The sequence below is a fragment of the Rhodococcus sp. JCM 9793 genome (assembly GCF_055380405.1).
In genome coordinates this window covers 1,788,896-1,808,241 of sequence record NZ_AP043721.1, presented here as the reverse complement: position 1 = coordinate 1,808,241, position 19,346 = coordinate 1,788,896, and the positions used below count along the sequence as shown (strand labels likewise).

The 19,346-nt window shown below is 64.4% G+C and carries 16 protein-coding genes; 1 reads left to right on the top strand and 15 read right to left on the bottom strand.

Translation table 11 applies throughout. From position 1 onward, the window contains the following. Positions 1–3 precede the first annotated feature (3 nt). The 15 genes from ACZ46K_RS10710 to ACZ46K_RS10640 form a co-directional block, all read right to left on the bottom strand. Positions 4–747 carry an EthD domain-containing protein gene (locus ACZ46K_RS10710; RefSeq protein WP_464748141.1) on the bottom strand — a complete coding sequence of 248 codons (744 nt, stop codon included), beginning with the start codon at positions 745–747 and terminating at the stop codon, positions 4–6. Further along, on the bottom strand, positions 735–1,643 hold the full coding sequence (locus tag ACZ46K_RS10705; RefSeq protein WP_464748139.1) for a TIGR03619 family F420-dependent LLM class oxidoreductase: 909 nt from the start codon (positions 1,641–1,643) through the stop codon (positions 735–737). Before ACZ46K_RS10705 ends, ACZ46K_RS10710 begins: the two co-directional genes overlap by 13 nt. 5 nt (positions 1,644–1,648) lie before the next feature. Beyond that, positions 1,649–2,527 (bottom strand): alpha/beta fold hydrolase, encoded by an 879-nt coding sequence (locus ACZ46K_RS10700; RefSeq protein ID WP_464748137.1) that lies wholly within the window; start codon positions 2,525–2,527, stop codon positions 1,649–1,651. A gap of 30 nt (positions 2,528–2,557) precedes the next feature. Next, entirely contained in the window at positions 2,558–4,285 is a 1,728-nt protein-coding gene (locus tag ACZ46K_RS10695) for a CocE/NonD family hydrolase (protein ID WP_464748135.1), read from the bottom strand. Between the two features lie 107 nt (positions 4,286–4,392). After that, positions 4,393–5,154, bottom strand: a complete 762-nt coding sequence (locus ACZ46K_RS10690; protein WP_054804805.1) for a glucose 1-dehydrogenase — start codon at positions 5,152–5,154, stop codon at positions 4,393–4,395. Positions 5,155–5,186: 32 nt separating this feature from the next. Next, positions 5,187–6,233: a phosphotransferase family protein gene (locus ACZ46K_RS10685; protein WP_464748132.1), complete on the bottom strand. Its 1,047-nt coding sequence runs from the start codon at positions 6,231–6,233 to the stop codon at positions 5,187–5,189. 35 nt (positions 6,234–6,268) lie between these two features. Further along, entirely contained in the window at positions 6,269–7,822 is a 1,554-nt protein-coding gene (locus ACZ46K_RS10680; protein WP_464748130.1) for an FAD-dependent oxidoreductase, read from the bottom strand. Continuing rightward, entirely contained in the window at positions 7,819–8,694 is an 876-nt protein-coding gene (locus ACZ46K_RS10675) for a VOC family protein (protein ID WP_464748128.1), read from the bottom strand. Before ACZ46K_RS10675 ends, ACZ46K_RS10680 begins: the two co-directional genes overlap by 4 nt. Before the next feature lie 13 nt (positions 8,695–8,707). Beyond that, positions 8,708–9,931, bottom strand: a complete 1,224-nt coding sequence (locus ACZ46K_RS10670; RefSeq protein WP_464748126.1) for an amidohydrolase family protein — start codon at positions 9,929–9,931, stop codon at positions 8,708–8,710. 18 nt (positions 9,932–9,949) lie between these two features. Further along, a complete protein-coding gene (gene hsaA / locus ACZ46K_RS10665) occupies positions 9,950–11,161 on the bottom strand; it encodes a 3-hydroxy-9,10-secoandrosta-1,3,5(10)-triene-9,17-dione monooxygenase oxygenase subunit (RefSeq protein ID WP_054804786.1) in 1,212 nt (403 codons plus the stop codon). Positions 11,162–11,322: 161 nt separating this feature from the next. Beyond that, complete coding sequence (locus tag ACZ46K_RS10660; protein ID WP_464748124.1) at positions 11,323–12,114, bottom strand: FadR/GntR family transcriptional regulator; 792 nt, start codon at positions 12,112–12,114, stop codon at positions 11,323–11,325. 37 nt (positions 12,115–12,151) lie between these two features. After that, the gene (locus tag ACZ46K_RS10655) at positions 12,152–14,422 is read right to left on the bottom strand and encodes a CaiB/BaiF CoA transferase family protein (RefSeq protein ID WP_464748122.1); all 2,271 of its coding nucleotides are present in this window, start codon (positions 14,420–14,422) and stop codon (positions 12,152–12,154) included. Positions 14,423–14,437: 15 nt separating this feature from the next. Further along, a complete protein-coding gene (locus tag ACZ46K_RS10650) occupies positions 14,438–15,604 on the bottom strand; it encodes an amidohydrolase family protein (RefSeq protein ID WP_054804781.1) in 1,167 nt (388 codons plus the stop codon). A gap of 35 nt (positions 15,605–15,639) precedes the next feature. Beyond that, on the bottom strand, positions 15,640–16,908 hold the full coding sequence (locus ACZ46K_RS10645) for a CaiB/BaiF CoA transferase family protein (protein ID WP_054809484.1): 1,269 nt from the start codon (positions 16,906–16,908) through the stop codon (positions 15,640–15,642). 192 nt (positions 16,909–17,100) lie between these two features. Then, positions 17,101–18,711, bottom strand: coding sequence for an ABC transporter substrate-binding protein (locus ACZ46K_RS10640; protein WP_054809485.1), 1,611 nt, complete (start codon positions 18,709–18,711; stop codon positions 17,101–17,103). A 175-nt stretch (positions 18,712–18,886) separates the two neighbouring features. Here ACZ46K_RS10640 and ACZ46K_RS10635 point away from each other — a divergent pair, with 175 nt between their 5' ends. Continuing rightward, positions 18,887–19,060 (top strand): hypothetical protein, encoded by a 174-nt coding sequence (locus ACZ46K_RS10635; protein ID WP_464748120.1) that lies wholly within the window; start codon positions 18,887–18,889, stop codon positions 19,058–19,060. The last annotated feature ends 286 nt before the right edge of the window (positions 19,061–19,346 follow it).

Below are 19,346 nucleotides of genomic sequence, written 5' to 3'. Positions count from 1 at the left end.
GTGTCACAGGGGTTTCCGCAGCGGGTCGCGGCGCAGGTAGGAACTGGTCGGAAGCACGTCGAGTCCGGCCGCGTGGTCGATGAAGGTGCGGGTGCTGGCGGACATCCGGCCGCGGTTCTCCTCCAGCTTCTGCGGGTCTCCATCGGTGGCATAGAAGGCGTGCCGGTCCGTCAGGGCTTCGATCGGGAAGTCCTCTTCGACAATTGCTGCCCAGGTGGGGCTATCGTCCTGCAAGGCATGGACGACGAGGTTCTGGCGATAGCCGAAGGTGCTCTGGGTCTCGACGGCGACGGCGGTGTGGTGGTCGAGCCACCTGCTTCGCCAGGAGTCGGCGTCCTGGTTCTCACTGCGCTGGATGAAGGCGAGTTGGGTGAACCCCACGCCGCGATCGTCCAGCGGTGCCGCCTCGGCCGGTGTGGGCAGCGGCTCCGACTCCAGGACGGCGTATCCCGCGATCCGCTCCCCGGCCTCGCGCATCGCCTCGGCCACCGCAGCGAAACGGTACGGCGTGGCCGAGTGCACCCAGAGGCTGACGACAGCCTCCATCTGCGGTTCGATCGCGATCCGACGCAGGCCGTCGGGCACCGGTGCCGAGCCTGGAACTACTGCGGCATCGATGACGTTGATCCGCAGTCCGAGCACCGGCAACTCCAGGAGCCGGTCGGCGAAGGAGGTGCGGAGCCGTTCGGCGAAGACCGCAGGATCTTCGTCGGAACTCCGCCACACGGCGTACATCAGTTTCTGCACGTGGCCCCCTCCAGGTCGGTCGCCAGCCTCTCCATGTGCTCGATCACGTCGGCCACGTCGCCGGAAAGCACGCCGTCGGGGGTCGGTCGCACCGCGACATGGGTGACACCGAGGTCGGCAAGCTGGGCCAGCCCGGCGGCACTTCGATCCGACTGGCCACTCGCGTGGACCTCATATCCCTGCCAGTCGAGGCCGGCCTCAACACGCGTCGACCGTACGGTCTCGATCAGACCGGCCAGCGTCGCATGGTCGGTCGCTGCCGCGATCCATCCGTCACCCAGTGTTGCCGCTCGTCGCAAGTTTGCGGCACCGTGGCCACCGACCAGCAACGAGATCGGCTGTACTGGAACCGGGTTGAGCTTGATCGGGTCGAACTCGTAGTGGCTGCCGTGATGCTCGTGGTAACCATCTGTGACCAACGAGCGGAGAATGCTGAGCGCCTCCTCGAACCGGGCTCCGCGACCCTGCTCGGGGATGCCCAGAACGGAGTAGTCCTCGGGCCACGGACTCATCCCGACCCCGAGTCGGACACGGCCTTCGGCGAGCACCGCCAGCGACGCCGCCTGCTTGGCTACCAGGATCGGGTGCCGCACGGTTACTTTGGTCACCGACGTCTGCAACCGGATTCGTTCGGTGACCGCCGCAAGATGCCCGAGCAGCACGAACGGGTCGGGCATCGCAATGCTCTCCAGGAACGTGCGGTCGCCGGTGGAGTTGTAGGGATAGCGCGAATCCGACTCCTGCGGATAGAAGATGCTGTCGCCGACCGACACCGCACCGAAGCCGAGCCGATCGGCGGCCTGCGCCAAGGGCACCAACCACTCGGTCCGCACCCCGGTGAGGTTGATCGTGACCTGTTCGGTGCCGATGCACGGCACTGTCTCGGTGGCGGTCATCGATTTCACGCCACGGATGCGGCTGGTCGGGTCAGGAACTCCATGACCACACGCTCGAACTGCTCACGTTTCTCCGTCATCGCCCAGTGACCGCAGCCGGAGAAGACATGGAGCTCCACCTCGCGCATCTGGCGCAGCGGAAGCCAGGCCATCTCCAGCGGGGTCACTCGGTCGTCGCGACCCCAGGTGATCAGGGTCGGCGCAGCGATCTGGGGCACCTGAGCCCACAGCGGGATCTCCTCGGTGGGGCGCTTGCTCTTGCCTCCCACGTGGGAAAAGAAGAGTTGAAGCCACTCGATAGCACTGGGCTCCATGGCATTACGCCACCGCTCCTCGATCAGCTCCTCGGTGATGAACGCCTTGTCGCTGACCATCGTCTTCATCCACACGATCAGCCGCTCACGTGTGGGATCGTGAGCGAACTCGACCAGACGGGAGAGCCCCTCCGACGGGGACGGCGCCAGGATTCCGGCACCGACACCTCCCGGGCCCATCAACACAAGCTTCGCGAGGCGGTCGGGATGGTCGAGCGCGAAACGTGCCGCGACGCTGCCGCCCATCGAGTTGCCCAGCACGTGTGCCTTCTCCACATCCAGGTCGTCGAGGAGTGCGACGATCGCGTCCGACGAAATCCGGTGGTACGGGCGATCCATCTCCGGACGCGGGCTCAGACCGAATCCGGGCTGATCGGGGATGACCGTCTGGAAGTGCTGGGAGAACAGCGGCAGGTTGGCACCGAAATTGCCCCACCCGGAGACGCCCGGGCCCGAGCCGTGCAGCATCACCAAGGTTTCACCCTCGCCGGCAATGTGATAGCTCAGCGCAGTGGCGGCGTCCAAGCTTCGCCGCGTCCCTTCACGAGTCACGTCTATCGTCTGCAGCATCTGGTCTCCTATCGAGGTGGCGGGGGTTGATCAGGAAGAGGTCGTCGACGTGGCAGTGGCCGCAGCGACAACCGGGAGCAGCACCGCTGAAGCGGCGATTCCTCCGGAACGGACGGTCTGGGTGCGTACGGCGCCGTCGATCCCGCCGACGATCGGGTGACGCGGTGACGAACTGCCAGCGATGTGTACCCGGATCCGATGCCCTGCCCGGAATCGTTGGGCGGTGGCCCCCAGGCTGATCCGCAACGGTGTATCCGGAGTCGCGGTCCCGGCAGGCACGTGCACGTAGCCGTCACACACGTTGTAGCTTCGGCCGTCCTGGTGGACGTCGCTGACTGTGATCGAGTAGTCCGCCTCGGCGCTTCCCTCCACCCACAGTTCGGCTTCGACCCAGCCGATGATGTCCAGATCTTCGGCAAGTTCGGGACCGGTGAAAACCAGGACATCGTCGCGTCGCTGCACGTGAGTCTGTTCCACGGGGCCGGCCGGGCAGACCGCTTCGGGGGTCATATGGGCACCGCCGGCCGTCGGCACAGGGTTCTCCGGATCGTGCTGCCAGGTGTCGGAGACGTCGGTCTCGGGCGCGTCCCAGGACAGCGTGCCCTCCTCGCGTGTCGCGGCGGCGTTGCCGACCAGGTGCAGACGACGCAGCTGTGACTCGGCCGGAGGCCACTGCGGGTAGTCCCGCCACGCGTTCTCGCCCATCATGAACAGGCGGACACGTTCCGGGTAGGGCCAGATGACCGGCTCACCGGCCAGAGCGCTGCGGAAGAAACGAATCTGCAGAGTGTCCATGTCGAACATGGCGCCCGTGCCGAAGTAGATGTCACCGATCTTGAGCTGGCCGACGGTGCTTCCTCGCGGCACCCGGTGGGCCCACGGACCCATCAACAGGAACTGCTGGTCTCGCACCGTTTCAGGTGCGCGGGCGGTCATCCCCTCGAAGTTGCGGAGCGTGCCCACGTGAGCCTGGTCGTACCAGGAGCTCAGGTGGAGGACGGGCACCTCGATGTCGGGATAGCACGACTCCACCGACAACGAGGTCCACGCTTCCGACGCCGGATCGTCATTGGCCGCCCAATCGAAGAAGAACGGGGCGATGTCTCCGAGTACGGTCTCGCGGAGCTTCTCGATCGGTGCGGTGCGGGCCCATGGTGCAAGATCGTTGACCGCTTCCCGTGCCTCGCGTGCAGCCGAGGGACGGAGCTCGCCGCGTTTGATCATCCGGTGCGCGATGCCCCCGCCCAGCGCGTTGAGGGAAACACCGAGGAGTGCACCGAGTTCGAATGCGCCACCGCGGTAGCTGCGGCCTTCGAAGTAGTCGCTGCTGGCTTGGAACGGGGCGAGGGCCATCAGCCCCTCGGGCGCACGCTTGGCTGCCTGCCAGGCGGAGGCGGCCATGTACGAGCTGCCGTACATGCCCACCGCGCCGGTGCACCAGCTCTGCGCGCGCACCCAGGCGACGGTGTCCTCACCGTCTTCGGCCTCTGCGGTGAACGGATAGAAGTCGCCGTCCGAACGTCCGCGCCCTCGAACATCCTGGATCACCACGGCGAAGCCGGCGGCAGCCGCCTTGATCGGGTCGAGCACCACCCACAGGCCGGGATTGAAATCCTTGCTGTACGGCGTGCGCTGCAGCAGCGTCGGAAAGGGTCCCTCGCCTGTCGGCCGATAGAGATCGGTCCTCAGGATCGTGCCGTCTCGCATCGGCACTTCGACGTTGCGCTGAACGATCAATTCCGCACTGTGCGTTGTCATGTAGGGAAACCTAGAAGCCGACGGGTGCCGACGGAAGGGTCTCGTGCCGGGGGATGGAACCGAATCCGGCCGATCCTCGACATCCCACCCCGCACGACACGGCGGGCTCAGACATAGCCACCGTCGAGACGCAGCACGGCGCCAGTGGCGAAGCTCGACGCGTCGCTGGCGTAATAGAGCGCGGCGCCGACGATCTCCTCGGGACGTCCACCGCGCTGCAAAGCCATGGTCCGTTGCGCCCGCTCCTCGAATTCCTCCATGTCCCATGCCTCCGCGACCTCGGTGAGGAACGGACCGCACAGGATCGCATTGACCCTGACCGTAGGACCGAATGCGTGGGCGAGACCTTCTGTCACAGCGTTCAGCCCGGCCTTCGCGGCTGCATATGGCAGGGCATGTGGACGCGGCTTGATCGACTGGGTGGAGGTGATGTTGATGATCGAACCGCCCCGGCCTTCGGCCATCTTGGTTCCGGCCAGCACCGAGAGCCGGAACGGGCCACGCAGATTGACCCCGATGACCTTGTCGAACAACGCCTCCTCAAGCTTGTCCAGACTCGGATACAGCGGCGAAAGCCCCGCATTGTTCACCAGCACATCGAGCTGACCGAACCGCTCGTGCACCACCGCCATCAGATCGTCGCACTGCGACCACTCACTCACATTGCAGGCATACGCACCGGAATCGATTCCGTAGGTCTCACGGAGCTCGGCCGCAACCTCCTCGCATGCTGCCAGCTTGCGGCTGGCGATGATCACGTTCGCGCCTCTCGCCGCAAAACCGTGAGCCATCTGCAGCCCCAGTCCGCGGCTGCCCCCGGTGATCAACACCGCTTTGTCGCGAACATCGAAGATCGGATCGGTAGTCATATCGGTAGTCTTATGCGACGGGCCTGCGATGGTCACGAGACGATTCTTTCTGCGCGGCGGAACAGGGCTTGGCTCATCCCATGGAGGCGGGCGCCGACGGCCGGGTCGGCCAACCCCGCGCACGAGCGCGCATGGGTGCCTTCGAGGATGACGCCGATCTTGAAGCACGCGAGCACGACGTACCAGTCCACGGCACTCACGTCGAGTTCACTAGTGGTGCAATATCTGTCCACCAGCTCGTCGGCGAGGGGCAGACCCTCGGTCCGGTAGATGGGCCCTGCGATGCCGATCGGCTCGTCGGCCGACGGCCAGGTCGCCAGGAACCGGCCGAGGTCGAGGAGCGGATCACCGATGGTGGCCATCTCCCAGTCGACGACGGCCAGAACACGAGCGTCGTCCTCGGAGAAGATCACATTGGCGAGATGGTAATCACCGTGCATGATGCCTGGCCGGAAGGTCGCCGGCTGATTGGCCCCGAGCCATGCCACGATCTGATTCAGTCCTGGCAGTTCGACGCCGTCGTAACCGTCGAGCGCGCCGAACGAATCGAGTTCTCGCAACCACCGGGGAATCTGACGTTCCAGGAACCCCTCCGGCCTGCCGAACTGTTCGAGGCCGATGCTGCGGTAGTCCAGGTTCCCCATGGTCGCAAGCACATCCATCGCATGGAACGCGATATCGCGTCGTAGGTCTCTGTTCTCGGCAAACCTCGGCGGGACGACGACGGCCGGATTGAATCCGTCGACCATCTCCATGACATAGAAGACCCATCCGATGACGCTCTCGTCGGTGCAGGCTGCCACCAGGGCGGCATGCGGGACGGCACTGCCGGCCAATGCGCCGAGGATCTCGACCTCGCGCCGCAACACCTCGTTGCTGCTCTTGCGCAGGTGTAGCGGTGGGCGGCGAAGGACCAGTTCGCGGTCCGCGTGTGTGTAGCGGATCAGAATGTTCTGGGTACCGCCTGCAAGCACCTCGACCGGGCTGCCGGGGTCGGGTCCGATCCCCTGGGAGTGGAGCCAGCCTGAGATCTGATCCCAATCCGCGAGGCGCGGATCCGGCGCTCCCGTTCCTGCCACGCCTGTAGTGGCGGACGGCGACAGTCCGGCCGGGCTCATTTCTGAGCCCTGTCCACCATGTGCCGGGCAGCGAGGTAACCGAAGACCATCGACGAACCGATCGGTGCGCCCGGTCCCGGATAGCAGGATCCGGTCCACGAGGCCATGATGTTGCCGGCCGCGTAGAGCCCGGTGATCGGCACGCCCGATTCGTCGAGGACCCGAGCGTGCGGATCTGCCCGCAGACCACCCTTGGTGCCCAGATCGCTGAGCACCATCGGCAGGGCATAGAAGGGGCCCGTTCGCACCGGCGCGAGCGCCGGATTGGGGTTGACGTCGGGGTCGCCGAAGAAGAGGTCGAAAGCGTTGTCGCCGCGACCGAATTCCTCGTCGACACCAGCATCTGCGAACCCGTTGAAACGCTCTATCGTCTCCCCCAGATTCTCGGCGGGAATGCCGAGTGCGGCAGCGAGCTTGTCGAGGGTGTCTCCGCAGTAGGCGAAACCACCGGCGAGCCACTCCTCAGGCACCGGAGCACGCGGCGGTTCACCGTTGAGACCGTAGCGGTCGACGTAGGCCTGATCGACGATGAACCAGGCGGGCAAGGTCAGCGTGCCGTTCAGGACTCCGGTGCGGAATGCTCGGCCGATTCGGTCGTAGGGTAGCGACTCGTTGCAGAAACGACGACCATCCTGGTCGACGACGATCGAGCCCGGATGTCCACGCTGATGGACCCGGAACGACGGGCCGAGCGGGGTGTCGAATGCTGGGGTCCACCACGCCTCGTGCAGCAGATCGGCATCAGCGCCGATGCGGCGTGCCTCGGCAAGCACCTCGCCGGTGCTACCGGGGGCACCCATCTGCCAGCCCGCCTCCACCGGGTGCCCCTCACGCTTGCGCATGTCGATGTCGTGGTCGAAGCCACCGGCCGCCAGGAGTACCCCGGTCCGGACACGAACATTCATGTCACCGTCGCGCCCGCCGAGGCAGGCACCGACGACCTCCCCGGGACGCGTATCGAGTTCTCGCAACGGTGCCTCGAGCTCGATCCGCACCCCGGCACGAACACAGGCCTGGATGAGGCGGCCCAGTAGAGCGCGCCCACCTCGGAGCTTGTTGCCCGTGTCGTGGCCGCCTCGGATCAACGGCAATTCCGGCCGGATCAAGCGAACCAAGTCGTTGCCGATAGCCCAGTCCGGCAGCGGTTTCGGGAATATTGCCCGTCCGCTCGGCATATACCCTGGGGCGTCCGGGTAGTAGTCGGGGAATGCACGCCAGTGGAACTCGACGGACGGGTCCTGGAGCAGGAAGTCGACCATCTCCGGTGCGGCGTCGAGATATGCCTCACGCAGGTCGGCAAATCCGGTGCCATCCGTCGTCGCAGCAATATACGCATCGACCTTCTCCCGCGTGTCGGCGAACGCAGCCGCCGAGACAGAGTTCAACGGCAGCCACAGTCCGGCTCCGGCGTAGGCGGCAGTACCACCGAGGTACTCGGTCTTCTCCGCGAGGATCACGTCGAGACCGAGGGTGGCAGCGGTGAGAGCGCCGGTGAGAGCACCCGCACCGCCGCCGACCACGAGGACATCACACTCGAGCGAGGAGGTCATGCACTTACCTTTCTGTGCCCCCAGTAGCTGGTGGCAGTGGTTTCGTACGTGGGTGTCCCGGGTTCGACGAGGCGTCCCTCGCAGCCCACCTCGACAGTGAAGCCGTCGGGGGTCATCGAGTAGAACGAGACCATCCCGTCGTTGCTGTGCCGGCCGAGCGTGAGACGTTGCTGGATACCGGAATTCAGGGCCCTGTCGTAGGCTCGACCCACGTCGTCGATCGAGCCGACCTCCACCATGAAGTGGATCAGCTGGGCAGGAGCCGGCCGCTTCATCAACGCCACCGTATGGTGGCGTCGGTTGCAGCCCAGAAACGTGATTCGCTCATCTCCCCGCTTGCCGTCCGGCCCCATCGCGCGCATGGTGTTGCGATCCACGAAGCCGAGAGCATCCCGGTAGAACTCGAGCGCCTCGTCCGACTCCGGCCCCCCGATGACGACGTGCCCCATACCGAGGTCGCCGGTGACGAATTCCCGCACATGAACGGTCTCCAGCGGGTCGTGCACCAGCGACGGCCCGCTGTACAGCTCGAGCGGCATACCGAACGGATCGTTCATCATCCGCAGGTCCCGAACCCGCCGCACGTCACATTCGACGGAAGTCCCCGTGCGGACGTCGACCCCCTGATCCCGCAGGGACACGGTCAGGGAATCCAGCACATCCCGGCTCTCCACCTCGAACCCGATTCCGGAGACCCCACCGGATTCACCGGCAACTATCTCGAGCCGCGCGGCATGCTCGTCCATGCGGAAGGCGACCCCGCCCTGAGGAGACCGATCGGCGGTCATCCCCAAGACCTGAGTCCCGAACCGGGTCCACGCATCGACGTCGACCGAAGACAGCCTGAGGTAGCCAAGTGAGTGGATTGTCATCGAGAGATTCCCGTCACCGCGCGAGGGTCTGCATGGCGTCCTGGAACCACTCGCAGTCACGTGGGAAGTCGGCGGGGGACAGCGGTTCCTGCAGTTCCTCGACAGAAGGACCGACGCGCTCGGCGATCTTGTCGAGCTTCGCCAGGTCGAAGCCGTACAGGTTGGCACAGGTCTCACCGAGCAGTCGACGAGCTTCGGCCTCGCTGGTGCCCTGGAGTGCCACCCGGAGATGCTGGCGGGTATAGGGGGCGGTGCCTTCGCGGTGCGGGTAGTCGCTGCCCCACATCACGTTTCCGGCTCCCAGACCCAACGCCGGCTGTACCTCACCCGGACGGATCGTGCTCGCACCCACGAAGCAGTTGCGCTCGAAGTACTCACTCGGACGCAGCGACAGCTTGTCGTATGCCTCCTTGACGAACATCTCGAGCCACGGCCGGTCTGTCAGCGCCGAGAACTGGATTTCGAGACGGTGGATGGTTTCGACAACCCACTTCACGCCTTGCTCGGTCATCGAGTACTTCAGATTCGGGAACCGTTCGAAGACACCGCCGATCAACATGTGTGACAGGGTGCGGTTGGTGAACAGACCGAACTCGTAGAGCATGACGGCGGAGGTCGCCGGATCGTCGGGGTACTCCGGCTCACCACTGCCACTGTGGGTTCCGACCACCAGGCCGGTCTCCTCGCACGCCCGCCACACCGGGTCGTAATGGCCGGTGTAGTGAGGCAGGGCAGTCGGGTGATTGGGCGGGCTGGCCGGGATGACCACGCCTCCGATGACGCCGGTCTCGGCAGCCCAGTGGATCTCCTTGACCGCGTCCTCGATCTGGTGCGGGAACACCTGGACCATGCCGCGACGTTGCACCGGAAGCTCGGAACAGAAATCGACCAGCCAGCGGTTGTGCGCCTGGATACCGGCCCAGCGCTTGTCGTAGTCCGCCTTGTTGGAGGGAAGCGGGACGACGTTGACGATGGAGGGGAAGAACGGCGGGATCGTGTTGGGGAAGATCACCTCACCGACGACGCCATCCTCTTCCATGTGGGTGCGGCGAAGTTCACTGTCCCAGTTTCGGGCGGCTGTGTCGTTGACCAGATCGTCCCACGGGCTGGCGTACGCCTTGGCCCACTCGTCGAACTCCTCGTGCCAGTTCGACGGAAGGTACTTCTTGTAGTCCCAGAGGTCTGCGCCGGCGTGGGTGTCGGCAGAGACGATGGTGTAGTTCTTCTTCGCGCTCATTATGTTTGATCCTTCTGCTCAGACTACGGATTCGCTCGGGCCCAGCCCCATGGCGTTGTGGGCCCAGCTGTGCAGGGTTCGTTCGTTTGTGTTCACGGTGTGGTGTTTGGCCGCATGGGCGTCACGCCAGATGCGCTGCATCGGGTGGGTATCGCTGATGACGACAGCGCCGGCTCGATCGAAGACGTCGTCGATGGCAGACACACACCGAACGGTGCCCAGCACCTGGTCCCGGCGCGTGGTCGAACGCTGGTCCATCGTCGGAAGCCCACCCCCTGCCAGGGTTTTGTGGATTCCGGAGATGTTGCCGAGCAGTTGACGACGGCAGGCGTCGATCGTGCTCGCCGCGGCACCGAGGGCGGCCACCGAGTACGGGTCGGCATCCAACATCTTGCCGTGGGCACGACTGACCCGCTTGCTCTGATAGTCGATCGCAATGTCGAGCAGTCCCTGGGCCATACCGACCACAGGAGCGGTGATCACGCTGGGGAACATCGTCGCGAACGGCATGCCGTAGAGCGCCGCAGTATTGCTCTCGCGCCCGGGGGCATCGTTCGAGTAGACCTGCGTTTTGGTCAGCGCACGGTGGGACGGCACGAACGCGCCGTCGATCACGATGTCGTTGCTACCCGTGCCGCGCAGCCCGACTGTGTGCCAGACATCCTCGACCACGTAATCGGTGCGCGGGATCACGACGTTGTAGGTGGTGGGGGGTCCGTCCTCGTTCATCTGTAGCGCTCCCAGAATGGCCCACTGACAGTGATCACTACCTGAGGAGAAACTCCACCGACCCGTGAGCTCGAACCCCCCGGGTACGGCTGTGAGCTTGCCTCCCGGCATGTAGGAGGAGCTCACCCAGGCATCGGGGTTCTCATCCCAGATCTCGTGCTGGAGCTTGCTTTCGAAGAGCGCAAGTTGCCAGTTGTGGACGCCGACGACTCCGGTCACCCAGGCCGTCGAGCCGCAGTGCTCGGCGATCGAGAGCACCGCTTCGTAGAACGCCACCGGGTCTGCCTCGTAGCCACCGAACGCCTTGGGTTTCAGCAGGCGCATCACCCCGGTGTCCGTGAGTTCCTTGACCGTGGAATCCGGGAGACGGCGGTCGGACTCGGCCTGAGCGGCGCGTTCACCGATGCCGGGGAGCAGTTCGTTGACTGCCCCCAGCACGGTGCCGACTGCAGCGTCGTGACCGGCTCCTGAACCTGGATGCGGGTCGCCTTTGCTTGGCATCTTTCCTCCTGATGTTCCGGGCTGCGCGATAGTTGGACACTAGGCGCACGGAACGTGTGTGCATGAGGGGCAGGTGCCACTGGATGAGATCCGCTTCACAGGAATTTCGCACTACCGGACGAGATCCGAAAACCCTTGCATACCTATGAAAAATCCGGTACTCACACCCATTCGATGACGGAGTCCAGCGCCATCGCGTAGTGCGTCTCGACGTACTCCCCGAGATCGGCCATGTGCTGGGCCATGAGTTCCTCGGCACGGGCGCCGTCCCCGGCTGCGACAGCCTCGGCGATGGCACGGTGTTCGGCGTGGACCTCGGGGCGGTCGGCCGGCTCGATGCTGGGTCCTGCCGAGCGGATGAACTCTCGATAGATCTGGCCGACGGCGCGAGCAAAGAGACTGAGTACCGGGTTGGATGCCGAGTAGCTGGCAATCACATCGTGAAAATTGCGCGCCTGCGCCCGGAAAGCGGTGCCCGGGCCCATCTCGTGGCTGGTCGCTTCCAGCAGGGCAACGCGAAGGTCGGGGGTACCGCCGATTGCCAGTTCTCGCACCAGAATCGGCTCCAGCGCCTGCCGAGCCGCGATGATGTGTCGGTATGTGACACCCATGATCTGGCAATACAGCCGGATCACGGAACTGAACTCTGCGCCGTCGCGATCGTTGACGACCGGGCCCCCGTTCGGCCCCGGTCTCACTTGGATCAACCCGATCGACTCGAGCATGCGCAGAGCTTCCCGGACCGAGGCATAGCCCACCCCGTATTGCTCGGCCATCGAAGGCACCGACGGAAGCCGGTCGCCGGCACCGAGACCCGATCCGATGATCTCGGCCACCACCTTGCGCGCGGTGTGCTCCGACATCTTCTGCGGACGTCGCAGCATGGTGGTGGGATTCGGCTCGCGGCGAACCGACTTCCGCGGGGTGGGCTTCTCAGCCTCGTCAGCAGGCATCTCTCTCCTCTGATCGCACGAGCGACCAGGGCGAAGTTCAGGCCCGCACAGAGTCGAGAACCTCTGCGGTGTGCTCTCCCAGAGTCGGTCCGGGACCGGTCTTTCGACCCGGTGTCTCGGACAACCTCACAGTCGAGCCCACCTCCCTGATGTAGCCCCAGTCCGCGTGCTCTAGGTGTTCGAACACGTGGCCCGACTCCACTGCCCATTCCTGCCAGAAGAACTCCGGCATGAACGGCGTATCCCGGGCCACCTCGTTGGCAATCCTATGCGAGTCGAGCCATTCTGTTGCAGAGGGTGTGTCGAGAGTGGCCAGGTATATCTCCAGTGAGACCCCCAGCGCCTCCTCGGAACGGAGATTGTTGACGCTGGCGCCGACCGACTGCAGTCCACTCCGCAGGCGACCCTGGGCGCTCTCCCCCACAGCCGCGACACAGACCCATCCGTCGGCGGTCTCGAACAGACGGTACGTCGGCGAGAGCCCGAGTTGCCTGGCATCGAGTCGAGCGGTGTCCAACGGCTTGTGCTCGCCGTCAGTCATGTGCTCGCTCACCGCGAACAGACTGGCATGGAGCTGCGGTGCGAGAACGAACTGACCTTCGCCAGTGCGGGCCCGATGTTCCAATGCCATCAGGATGCCGGTGGCCCCGAGGAATCCGCCGTAGTAGTCCTCACTCGCACGTGCTCGTCGTACCGGCTTGTTGCCCGTGCCCGACGCGACATACATGAGTCCCGTCAGCGCCGAAAGCAGCGGCGCGAAACTCTTCTCCATGGCGCACGGGCCATCCGCGCCCCACCCGGGCTGATAGCAATAGATGAGGTCGGGCTTGTGCCGGCGCAGCGACTCGTAGTCGACACCGAGTTTCTCCGCTTTGCCCGGCCGCTGGTTGTGCACGACCACGTCCGCGGTATCCACCAGACGGAGGAAGTGACTCTTGCCTTCTTCAGTCGTCAGGTCGAGGACGATGGCCCGTTTGCCGCGCTGACATGCTTCGAATGGGTCGGGCAGGGAACGCATCGTGTCGCCGATCGGAGGTTCGATCTTGATCACGTCGGCACCGAGGTCCGCAAGATACTTCGCGCCGTACGCAGCAGCCATGAACTGGCTGAGGTCGAGGACCCGTAGTCCCGACAACGGGTGGTCGAGCCTTGCTCCCGCAACTTCGGTCTTGGGTTCGAGTGCGAGCAGGGTGGGCAGTTCTTTCTGATGCAGGCCGACGGAGGGGGCAGGCACGGGAAGGCCCGGCATCGCGGTCGAGAACTTGATCACCGGCGCGACCTGCCGCAACGATCCGTACTCGGGGTCGGGCATGTCCATGACCAGATCGGCGTGACGGACCTGTTCGTGTTCGAGGATCTCGCCGGGCCGCAACACCGGAACGACAGCGACGTCGCGCGCGCGCAGCAAGTCGAGCCATTCGTCACGCGGCCGCGTCTTCCAGATCTTCGGCACCTCGTGTCGCGCGATCCGGAACTCGTCCTCGTTCATCGGCACTGCCATTTCGACCTTGTCCGTGACGGTCTGGAAATGCTCTCCCACTCCGAGAACGTCCATGGCGGCCTTGAAGGCCCCGTTGCCACCGGTGTGGACCATCAAGTACTCGCCGTCTCCGCACTCGAACAGGTCGATGAGCACACGGCGATGGCCGAAGTGACCTTTCTCCTCGGTGTCGAGGTAGGACTCGTCCTTCGCGGTGAACCACCAGTTCATCGGTGCCTGTCCCAGCACACCGTCGAGGATCGAGACGTCGACGCGCTGTCCGCGCCCGGTGATGCGACGGGCGCGCAGTGCGGCGAGGATCCCGATGGCTCCGAGGAAGCCCGTGGTGTATCCGATGCTCGGATGCCCCAGGAAGATCGGACCCTTGCGATGGCCCGGCTGCTCGGCCATGAAGCCCATCCGAGCGGCGACCAGCGCGTCGTAACCCGGCCGGTCCCGCCACGGTCCGGAGCGCCCGTACGCAGTGGTGGAGAGGTGAAGCAGGCGTGGATTGAGGATGCGGAGATCCTCGTAGTCCAAGCCCAGCTCCGTGCTCCGTGCGATGCCGTAGGACTCGATGAAGATGTCGGCACGGCGAATCAGCTGGCGCAATGTCTCTGCGTCATCGGGATTCTCGGGATCGAGCACGATGCTCCACTTGCCGCGATCCCACATCTTGCGTTCCGGAGCGGTGGCATCGATACCACCACCCGGCCGCTCGACTTTCACGACATGCGCGCCATAGTCGGCCAACAGGAGCGAGGTGATGGAGGAGGGCATCCCCCATGAGGCGTCTATGACGAGAAGTCCGTCGAGCGGCCCGGGCATGTGAATACTCCGTTCTTACTTGGAGACCAAGGTCGGGATCTGCGCGTCGCGAACCCAATCCGGAATCTCGGGGACCGTCCAGTTGAACATCTTCTCTGCGTTCTTGTAGAGAATCATTTCCGCTTCGTCGTCAGGAACATCCTTGAAGAGCTCCTCGACCGTCGACTGAGTCTCTGACCAGATGCAGTTGGCGTGCGGGTAGTCGCACTCCCAGAAGATGCGATCCAGACCGATCTCGTGACGATTCGCCAGACCGTATGGCTCGTCGATCATGCAGAACCACATGTTGCGCTTGCAGATCTCCGACGGCGTCAAGCTCTGATCCAGGTCACCCCAGTACTTGTGCAGGCCGTATTGGCGGTCGGCACGTTCGAGAGTGACCGGCACCCAACCGATGCCACCCTCCGAGTACACGAGCTTGATCTTCGGGTACTTCCGGGCCACCGGTCCGTACATCATGCCGACGGCGTGGGTGATGGTCTGCGTCATGCTCAGGGCAATCTCGAGGGCGGCCGACGATTCCGGCGGGCGGTACGCCTTCCAGCCACTGGACGCGATGTGCATGCAGACCGGAATTTCCTCGGCCTCACAGATTTCCCAGATCGGGTTCCAGTAATCCGTGTAGTAGGACGGCAGACCGAGGTTACTGGTCTCTTCCGGAATCGTGATCGCCCGGAAGCCACGCGCAAGATTGCGCTTGATCTCCTTGACCGCAGCTTCGATGTCCCAGAGCTGGATGATTGCCATCGGCACATACATCTCGGGGGCAACGAGGTGCCAGTCGTACATGAAGTCGTTCCAGGCCCTCACTGAGTAATCTGCGAGTTCCTTGTCCTGGAAGTTGATGAACAGAGCGCCCCCGAACCGCGGCAGTGTCGGGAAGCTCAGGCTCGACATGATTCCGGCCATCTCGAAATCCTTCTTACGAGCAGCCGCGTCATAGCAACCCGGGATCATGTCCTCGAATCGCATGGGCTCCCGGCCCCACTCCTCCTGAGGCTTGCCGGCGACGGCATTGAGACCCAGGTAGGTATGCCGAGTGTCTTCATACATCCAGAACTCGGCACCGTTCTCGTCCTCGAGAACACGTGGGGCGCGGTCCTTGAACCGCGCGGGAACCCGCGAAGTCCAGGTGTCGCGCGGTTCGACGATGTGATCGTCGACGCTGAACAGTTTGCGCATTGACCTTCCTTCTTCCTTGATTGGTTCAGACGGAGCTAATCGGCTCGATGGGCAGGTACGGTCTCGGGTTCTACTACCAGGTCGTGGAGTCCGAGCTCGGCGAGCACACCTGCGGTATCGGCGCCGAGTTCCGGAGCCGCGGCGAGGCCGATTCCCCGCTCCCGGCGGCGGCGGGCCATCACTTCGACGCCCGGATATCCGCCGTCCACTGGGACTACGGCTACCGGGGTCAAAGGGGCAGTGTAGGTGCCCTCGGCAAGGACCACACGAGTGCTCACGCCGAGGTGCCGGGCGTGGCCGGTACCGACCGCCTCCCGAACGGTTCGCACCATCGCGGCAGGGACTCCCGCGGTAGCGAAGAGCGCTTCCCACTCGTGGGCTGGACGGGCAACGAGAGCCTGTGCGACAACTGCGGTCTCGTCGTCGCGGTCGGCCCCGTAGTCGGCGCCGCGCTCCCACGAACCGGTCGCCCGATAGGACTCCGGAAGTCCCACGATGTCGACGAAGCGTTCCCAGTACTTGCGCTCGATGGGGCAGACCAACAGCACCCGCCCATCGCTGCAGGCATACATCCGATAGCGCGAACCCATCGCCTGGAAGTCGGGGCGGGAGGGAAGATCATTGAGTCCGGCCTGCGCCTCTCGCCACATCCACGACAGAGCTGCTTCCCAGATGGAGAGGGTGACAACCTGGCCGGATCCTCCCCGCAGCCGCCTGAGAAGAGCCGCCTGGATCCCCAGGGCCGCCCAGATTCCGGCGAGCGCGGTGCCGTGCGCCTGGTACGAGGCCGGCACCCGGGGCATCCCGTCGTGCCACTCGACCTCGACGAGTCCGGCCATGACATCGGGCTGAAGGCCGTGGGCCGGCATCCCCGACCACGGACCGTCGTCGCCGTACCCGGTCACGGAGCAGTACACCAGTCCGGGGTTGACAGCCAGAAGCGTCTCGACGTCCACACCGCGCTTGCGGGCGTCCTCCGGGCGCGCGCCCACGATCACGACATCGGCCCACCGAGCAAGGGCATCGACGGCGAGTGGCCAAGCCGCAGAACGCGCATCCAGCGCAACGCTACGGGTGCCCGCATTGAGAGCATGGTGCACGTCCGAAGTGGTGCCGAACGAATTGCCGATCTGACGGTTGCCGTCTCCACCACGCGGGTTCTCGACCTTCACCACGTCGGCGCCGAATTGAACTAGCGCGCGACTCGCCATCGGACCGCTGAAGTGAGTGGAGAAGTCGACGATCCGCGGCCAGCCACGCCCCAGATCAGCCTGATTCTCCTTCAATGAATCCGATTTGCTCATAAGGTATTTCGACCCCCTTCCTCGGTTCGGCGAAACGTATGCGCGTCGGCTACATGTGAGTTGTAGCAGTGGAACAGGGCCGGTTTCACTAGCTCAGTCCCACCCCGTGACATCGGGATCTGAAACATGCATGAAACGAGGCAGTCCCGGCCACAGAAGTGACCGGGACTGCCTCGTCTCCGACGTTCGGTGTCAGTTCGTCATGAATGCCTCATCGAGCAGAATGATTCCATCGGTGGACGGAGTGGCACCATAGACATCAGGCGCCCACGGAACGAAGCCCACGCTGGCGCCCCAGACGATGAATGGCTGGTCGGTGTTGACGAGGCTCTGCACCTCACCGAGCGCGGCGCGCTTGGCTTCGTCGTCAGGGGCCGACAGCACATCGGCGAGCAGCTCGTCCATCTCCGGATTGGCGTAGCTCATGATGTTGTTCGTGGATTCGCTGTGCAGCGCGCTGAACAACCGGATCTCGGGGTCCACATCCGAGAGGCTGTACGCACCGAAGCTCATGTCGAAGTCGCGGTCCACGTAGCGGCGCTTGACCAGGTCGGTGGTGCTGCTGGCGTACTCGACGGCGGTATCGAATCCGACGGCGTTCATCTGGGCCTGTACCGCCAGTGCCAATTCCTGGGAGTCGGGGTTGTTGACGCTGAGGAACGTGATCTTGCCGTCGTACCCGTCGGCTTTGGCCTCGTCCAGCCGTCGTGTGGCCTCCTCCTGCGAAGGTTCGATTCCAGGGACGCTGTTCCACTCCGACCACGACTGGAACATCTCCGTGCCGGGCATTCCTTCGCCTTCACGCACACGTTGGTCGAGCACTTCGGGATCGACGGCGTATGCGATCGCCTGACGGACGCGTGGATCCGCGGCCGGACGTCCCTCGGCAGCATTCAGCTGACCGACCATCTTCAGACTCAAGGCCTCTGTGTAACCCGGGAATTCCTCCAGTGCGGCCGTCACAGTCTCGGCGTTGCTGAGATATGCCATGTCGATTCCGCCTGTCCGGAGCGCGTCGACCTTGGGCTGGTCGCCTGCGATGGCGACGAATTTCAGACCGTCGAGGTTCGGGGCACCGCCCCAGTAGTCAGGACGAGCCGCCAGCTGCAGCTCTTGCTGGGGTTGCAGGCTGACGACTGTGAAGGGGCCTGCCCCGATGGGGGTGAACGTGTCGCCTTGCTGAGAGGTCGGCGCCACGATCATGCCGTGCCCGTACGACAGCATGGCAGGGAAGGTTCGCCACGGCTGGTTCAAGGTGAACACGACGGTTGACGGGTCCACTGCCTCCGTGCTCGTCACGACCTCTTCATAGAGCTGCGAGTGCGCACCACCTTGCGTGTTGTACCGGTCGATACTGGCGACGACCGCGTTGGCATCGAGTGGAGTTCCATCGCTGAACGTGATGTCGTCGCGCAGCTTCATCGTCCACGTCATATGATCGTCGCTCGCCTCCATCGACTGCGCGAGCCGAGGTTCGAAGGCTTGCGATTCGATGTCGAACCGCATCAGAACGTCGTACACGGCTGCCATCTCGGTACCACCGGTCGAGCCGGTGGCCTGTGTCAGCGTCGGATCGAGGTTGGTGACCGGCGCGAGCCCAGCGAAGGTGAGGGTGCCACCCTTCACCGGCGCCCCACCATCTCCTTGGTCGCCGACGATGCCGTAGGCCAGCGCCTTGGGCTCGGATGCGGACTCTCCACCCGAATCGTCGGAGCCGTCGGTGGCTGCACAGCCGGCGAGGGCGACGGCACCGACCGCGACCATCGCCAGTATTCGGCCAACCCTCTTCGAGTTCCCAATCATGAACAACCTCCTAGGTTGACGGTCGACCCTTGCCCTGACAGCACTGTCGTCGATCCTGTGCCGATGACGTGAGCCTGCGGTGCGCGGCCCGCCTCGCCGCCGACTCTAGACATCAATTACGTTGTGCCACAAGTATTTTTGACTTTCTCATGAATTCAACTCGACCGGCTCGCCCATGAAAGCAACCCTGGCCACCACTGAGATCACAGACCACTGCCGAACCGATGATTCCGACAATGCGTACAGCGGCATCGCCAATGCGTACCGCATCATCACCCCTGCGTACAACACCGCAGCTACGGTCCGCGGCACCGCAATCGACCCACGGCTACGCACCCGAGGCCGATGAAACGCCACCGACACCGATACCACCGCCACCGCCAGGTAACTTGCCGAAGACGTGTGCAACCGCGAATCCCACCTGAGGTCATCGGTGCCGGATCCGCAGTATTCGGTCGGCACCACTGCCGGCGCACTCGGACCGCAGACGTCCGAGACCAGCGCATCCGTGAACGAAAGCGCTGATCACCAGGCCTTTCATCCATACCGCTCCGGCGAGGCAGCGCATCATCGAGAACACTCACGCCGGAACGGTCTCGACACCGGCAGCCGAGTACTGCGGTGTCATCCGTCAG

What these genes read in the sequence shown, in the direction of transcription:
- ACZ46K_RS10675 (WP_464748128.1), bottom strand. Translation starts at nt 8,694, where the DNA reads ATGACAATCCACTCACTTGGCTACCTCAGGCTGTCTTCGGTCGACGTC.
- ACZ46K_RS10670 (WP_464748126.1), bottom strand. Translation starts at nt 9,931, where the DNA reads ATGAGCGCGAAGAAGAACTACACCATCGTCTCTGCCGACACCCACGCC.
- ACZ46K_RS10660 (WP_464748124.1), bottom strand. Translation starts at nt 12,114, where the DNA reads ATGCCTGCTGACGAGGCTGAGAAGCCCACCCCGCGGAAGTCGGTTCGC.
- ACZ46K_RS10690 (WP_054804805.1), bottom strand. Translation starts at nt 5,154, where the DNA reads ATGACTACCGATCCGATCTTCGATGTTCGCGACAAAGCGGTGTTGATC.
- ACZ46K_RS10650 (WP_054804781.1), bottom strand. Translation starts at nt 15,604, where the DNA reads ATGCGCAAACTGTTCAGCGTCGACGATCACATCGTCGAACCGCGCGAC.
- ACZ46K_RS10635 (WP_464748120.1), top strand. Translation starts at nt 18,887, where the DNA reads ATGAAAGCAACCCTGGCCACCACTGAGATCACAGACCACTGCCGAACC.
- ACZ46K_RS10695 (WP_464748135.1), bottom strand. Translation starts at nt 4,285, where the DNA reads ATGACAACGCACAGTGCGGAATTGATCGTTCAGCGCAACGTCGAAGTG.
- ACZ46K_RS10680 (WP_464748130.1), bottom strand. Translation starts at nt 7,822, where the DNA reads ATGACCTCCTCGCTCGAGTGTGATGTCCTCGTGGTCGGCGGCGGTGCG.
- ACZ46K_RS10655 (WP_464748122.1), bottom strand. Translation starts at nt 14,422, where the DNA reads ATGCCCGGGCCGCTCGACGGACTTCTCGTCATAGACGCCTCATGGGGG.
- ACZ46K_RS10700 (WP_464748137.1), bottom strand. Translation starts at nt 2,527, where the DNA reads ATGCTGCAGACGATAGACGTGACTCGTGAAGGGACGCGGCGAAGCTTG.
- hsaA (WP_054804786.1), bottom strand. Translation starts at nt 11,161, where the DNA reads ATGCCAAGCAAAGGCGACCCGCATCCAGGTTCAGGAGCCGGTCACGAC.
- ACZ46K_RS10645 (WP_054809484.1), bottom strand. Translation starts at nt 16,908, where the DNA reads ATGAGCAAATCGGATTCATTGAAGGAGAATCAGGCTGATCTGGGGCGT.
- ACZ46K_RS10640 (WP_054809485.1), bottom strand. Translation starts at nt 18,711, where the DNA reads ATGATTGGGAACTCGAAGAGGGTTGGCCGAATACTGGCGATGGTCGCG.
- ACZ46K_RS10705 (WP_464748139.1), bottom strand. Translation starts at nt 1,643, where the DNA reads ATGACCGCCACCGAGACAGTGCCGTGCATCGGCACCGAACAGGTCACG.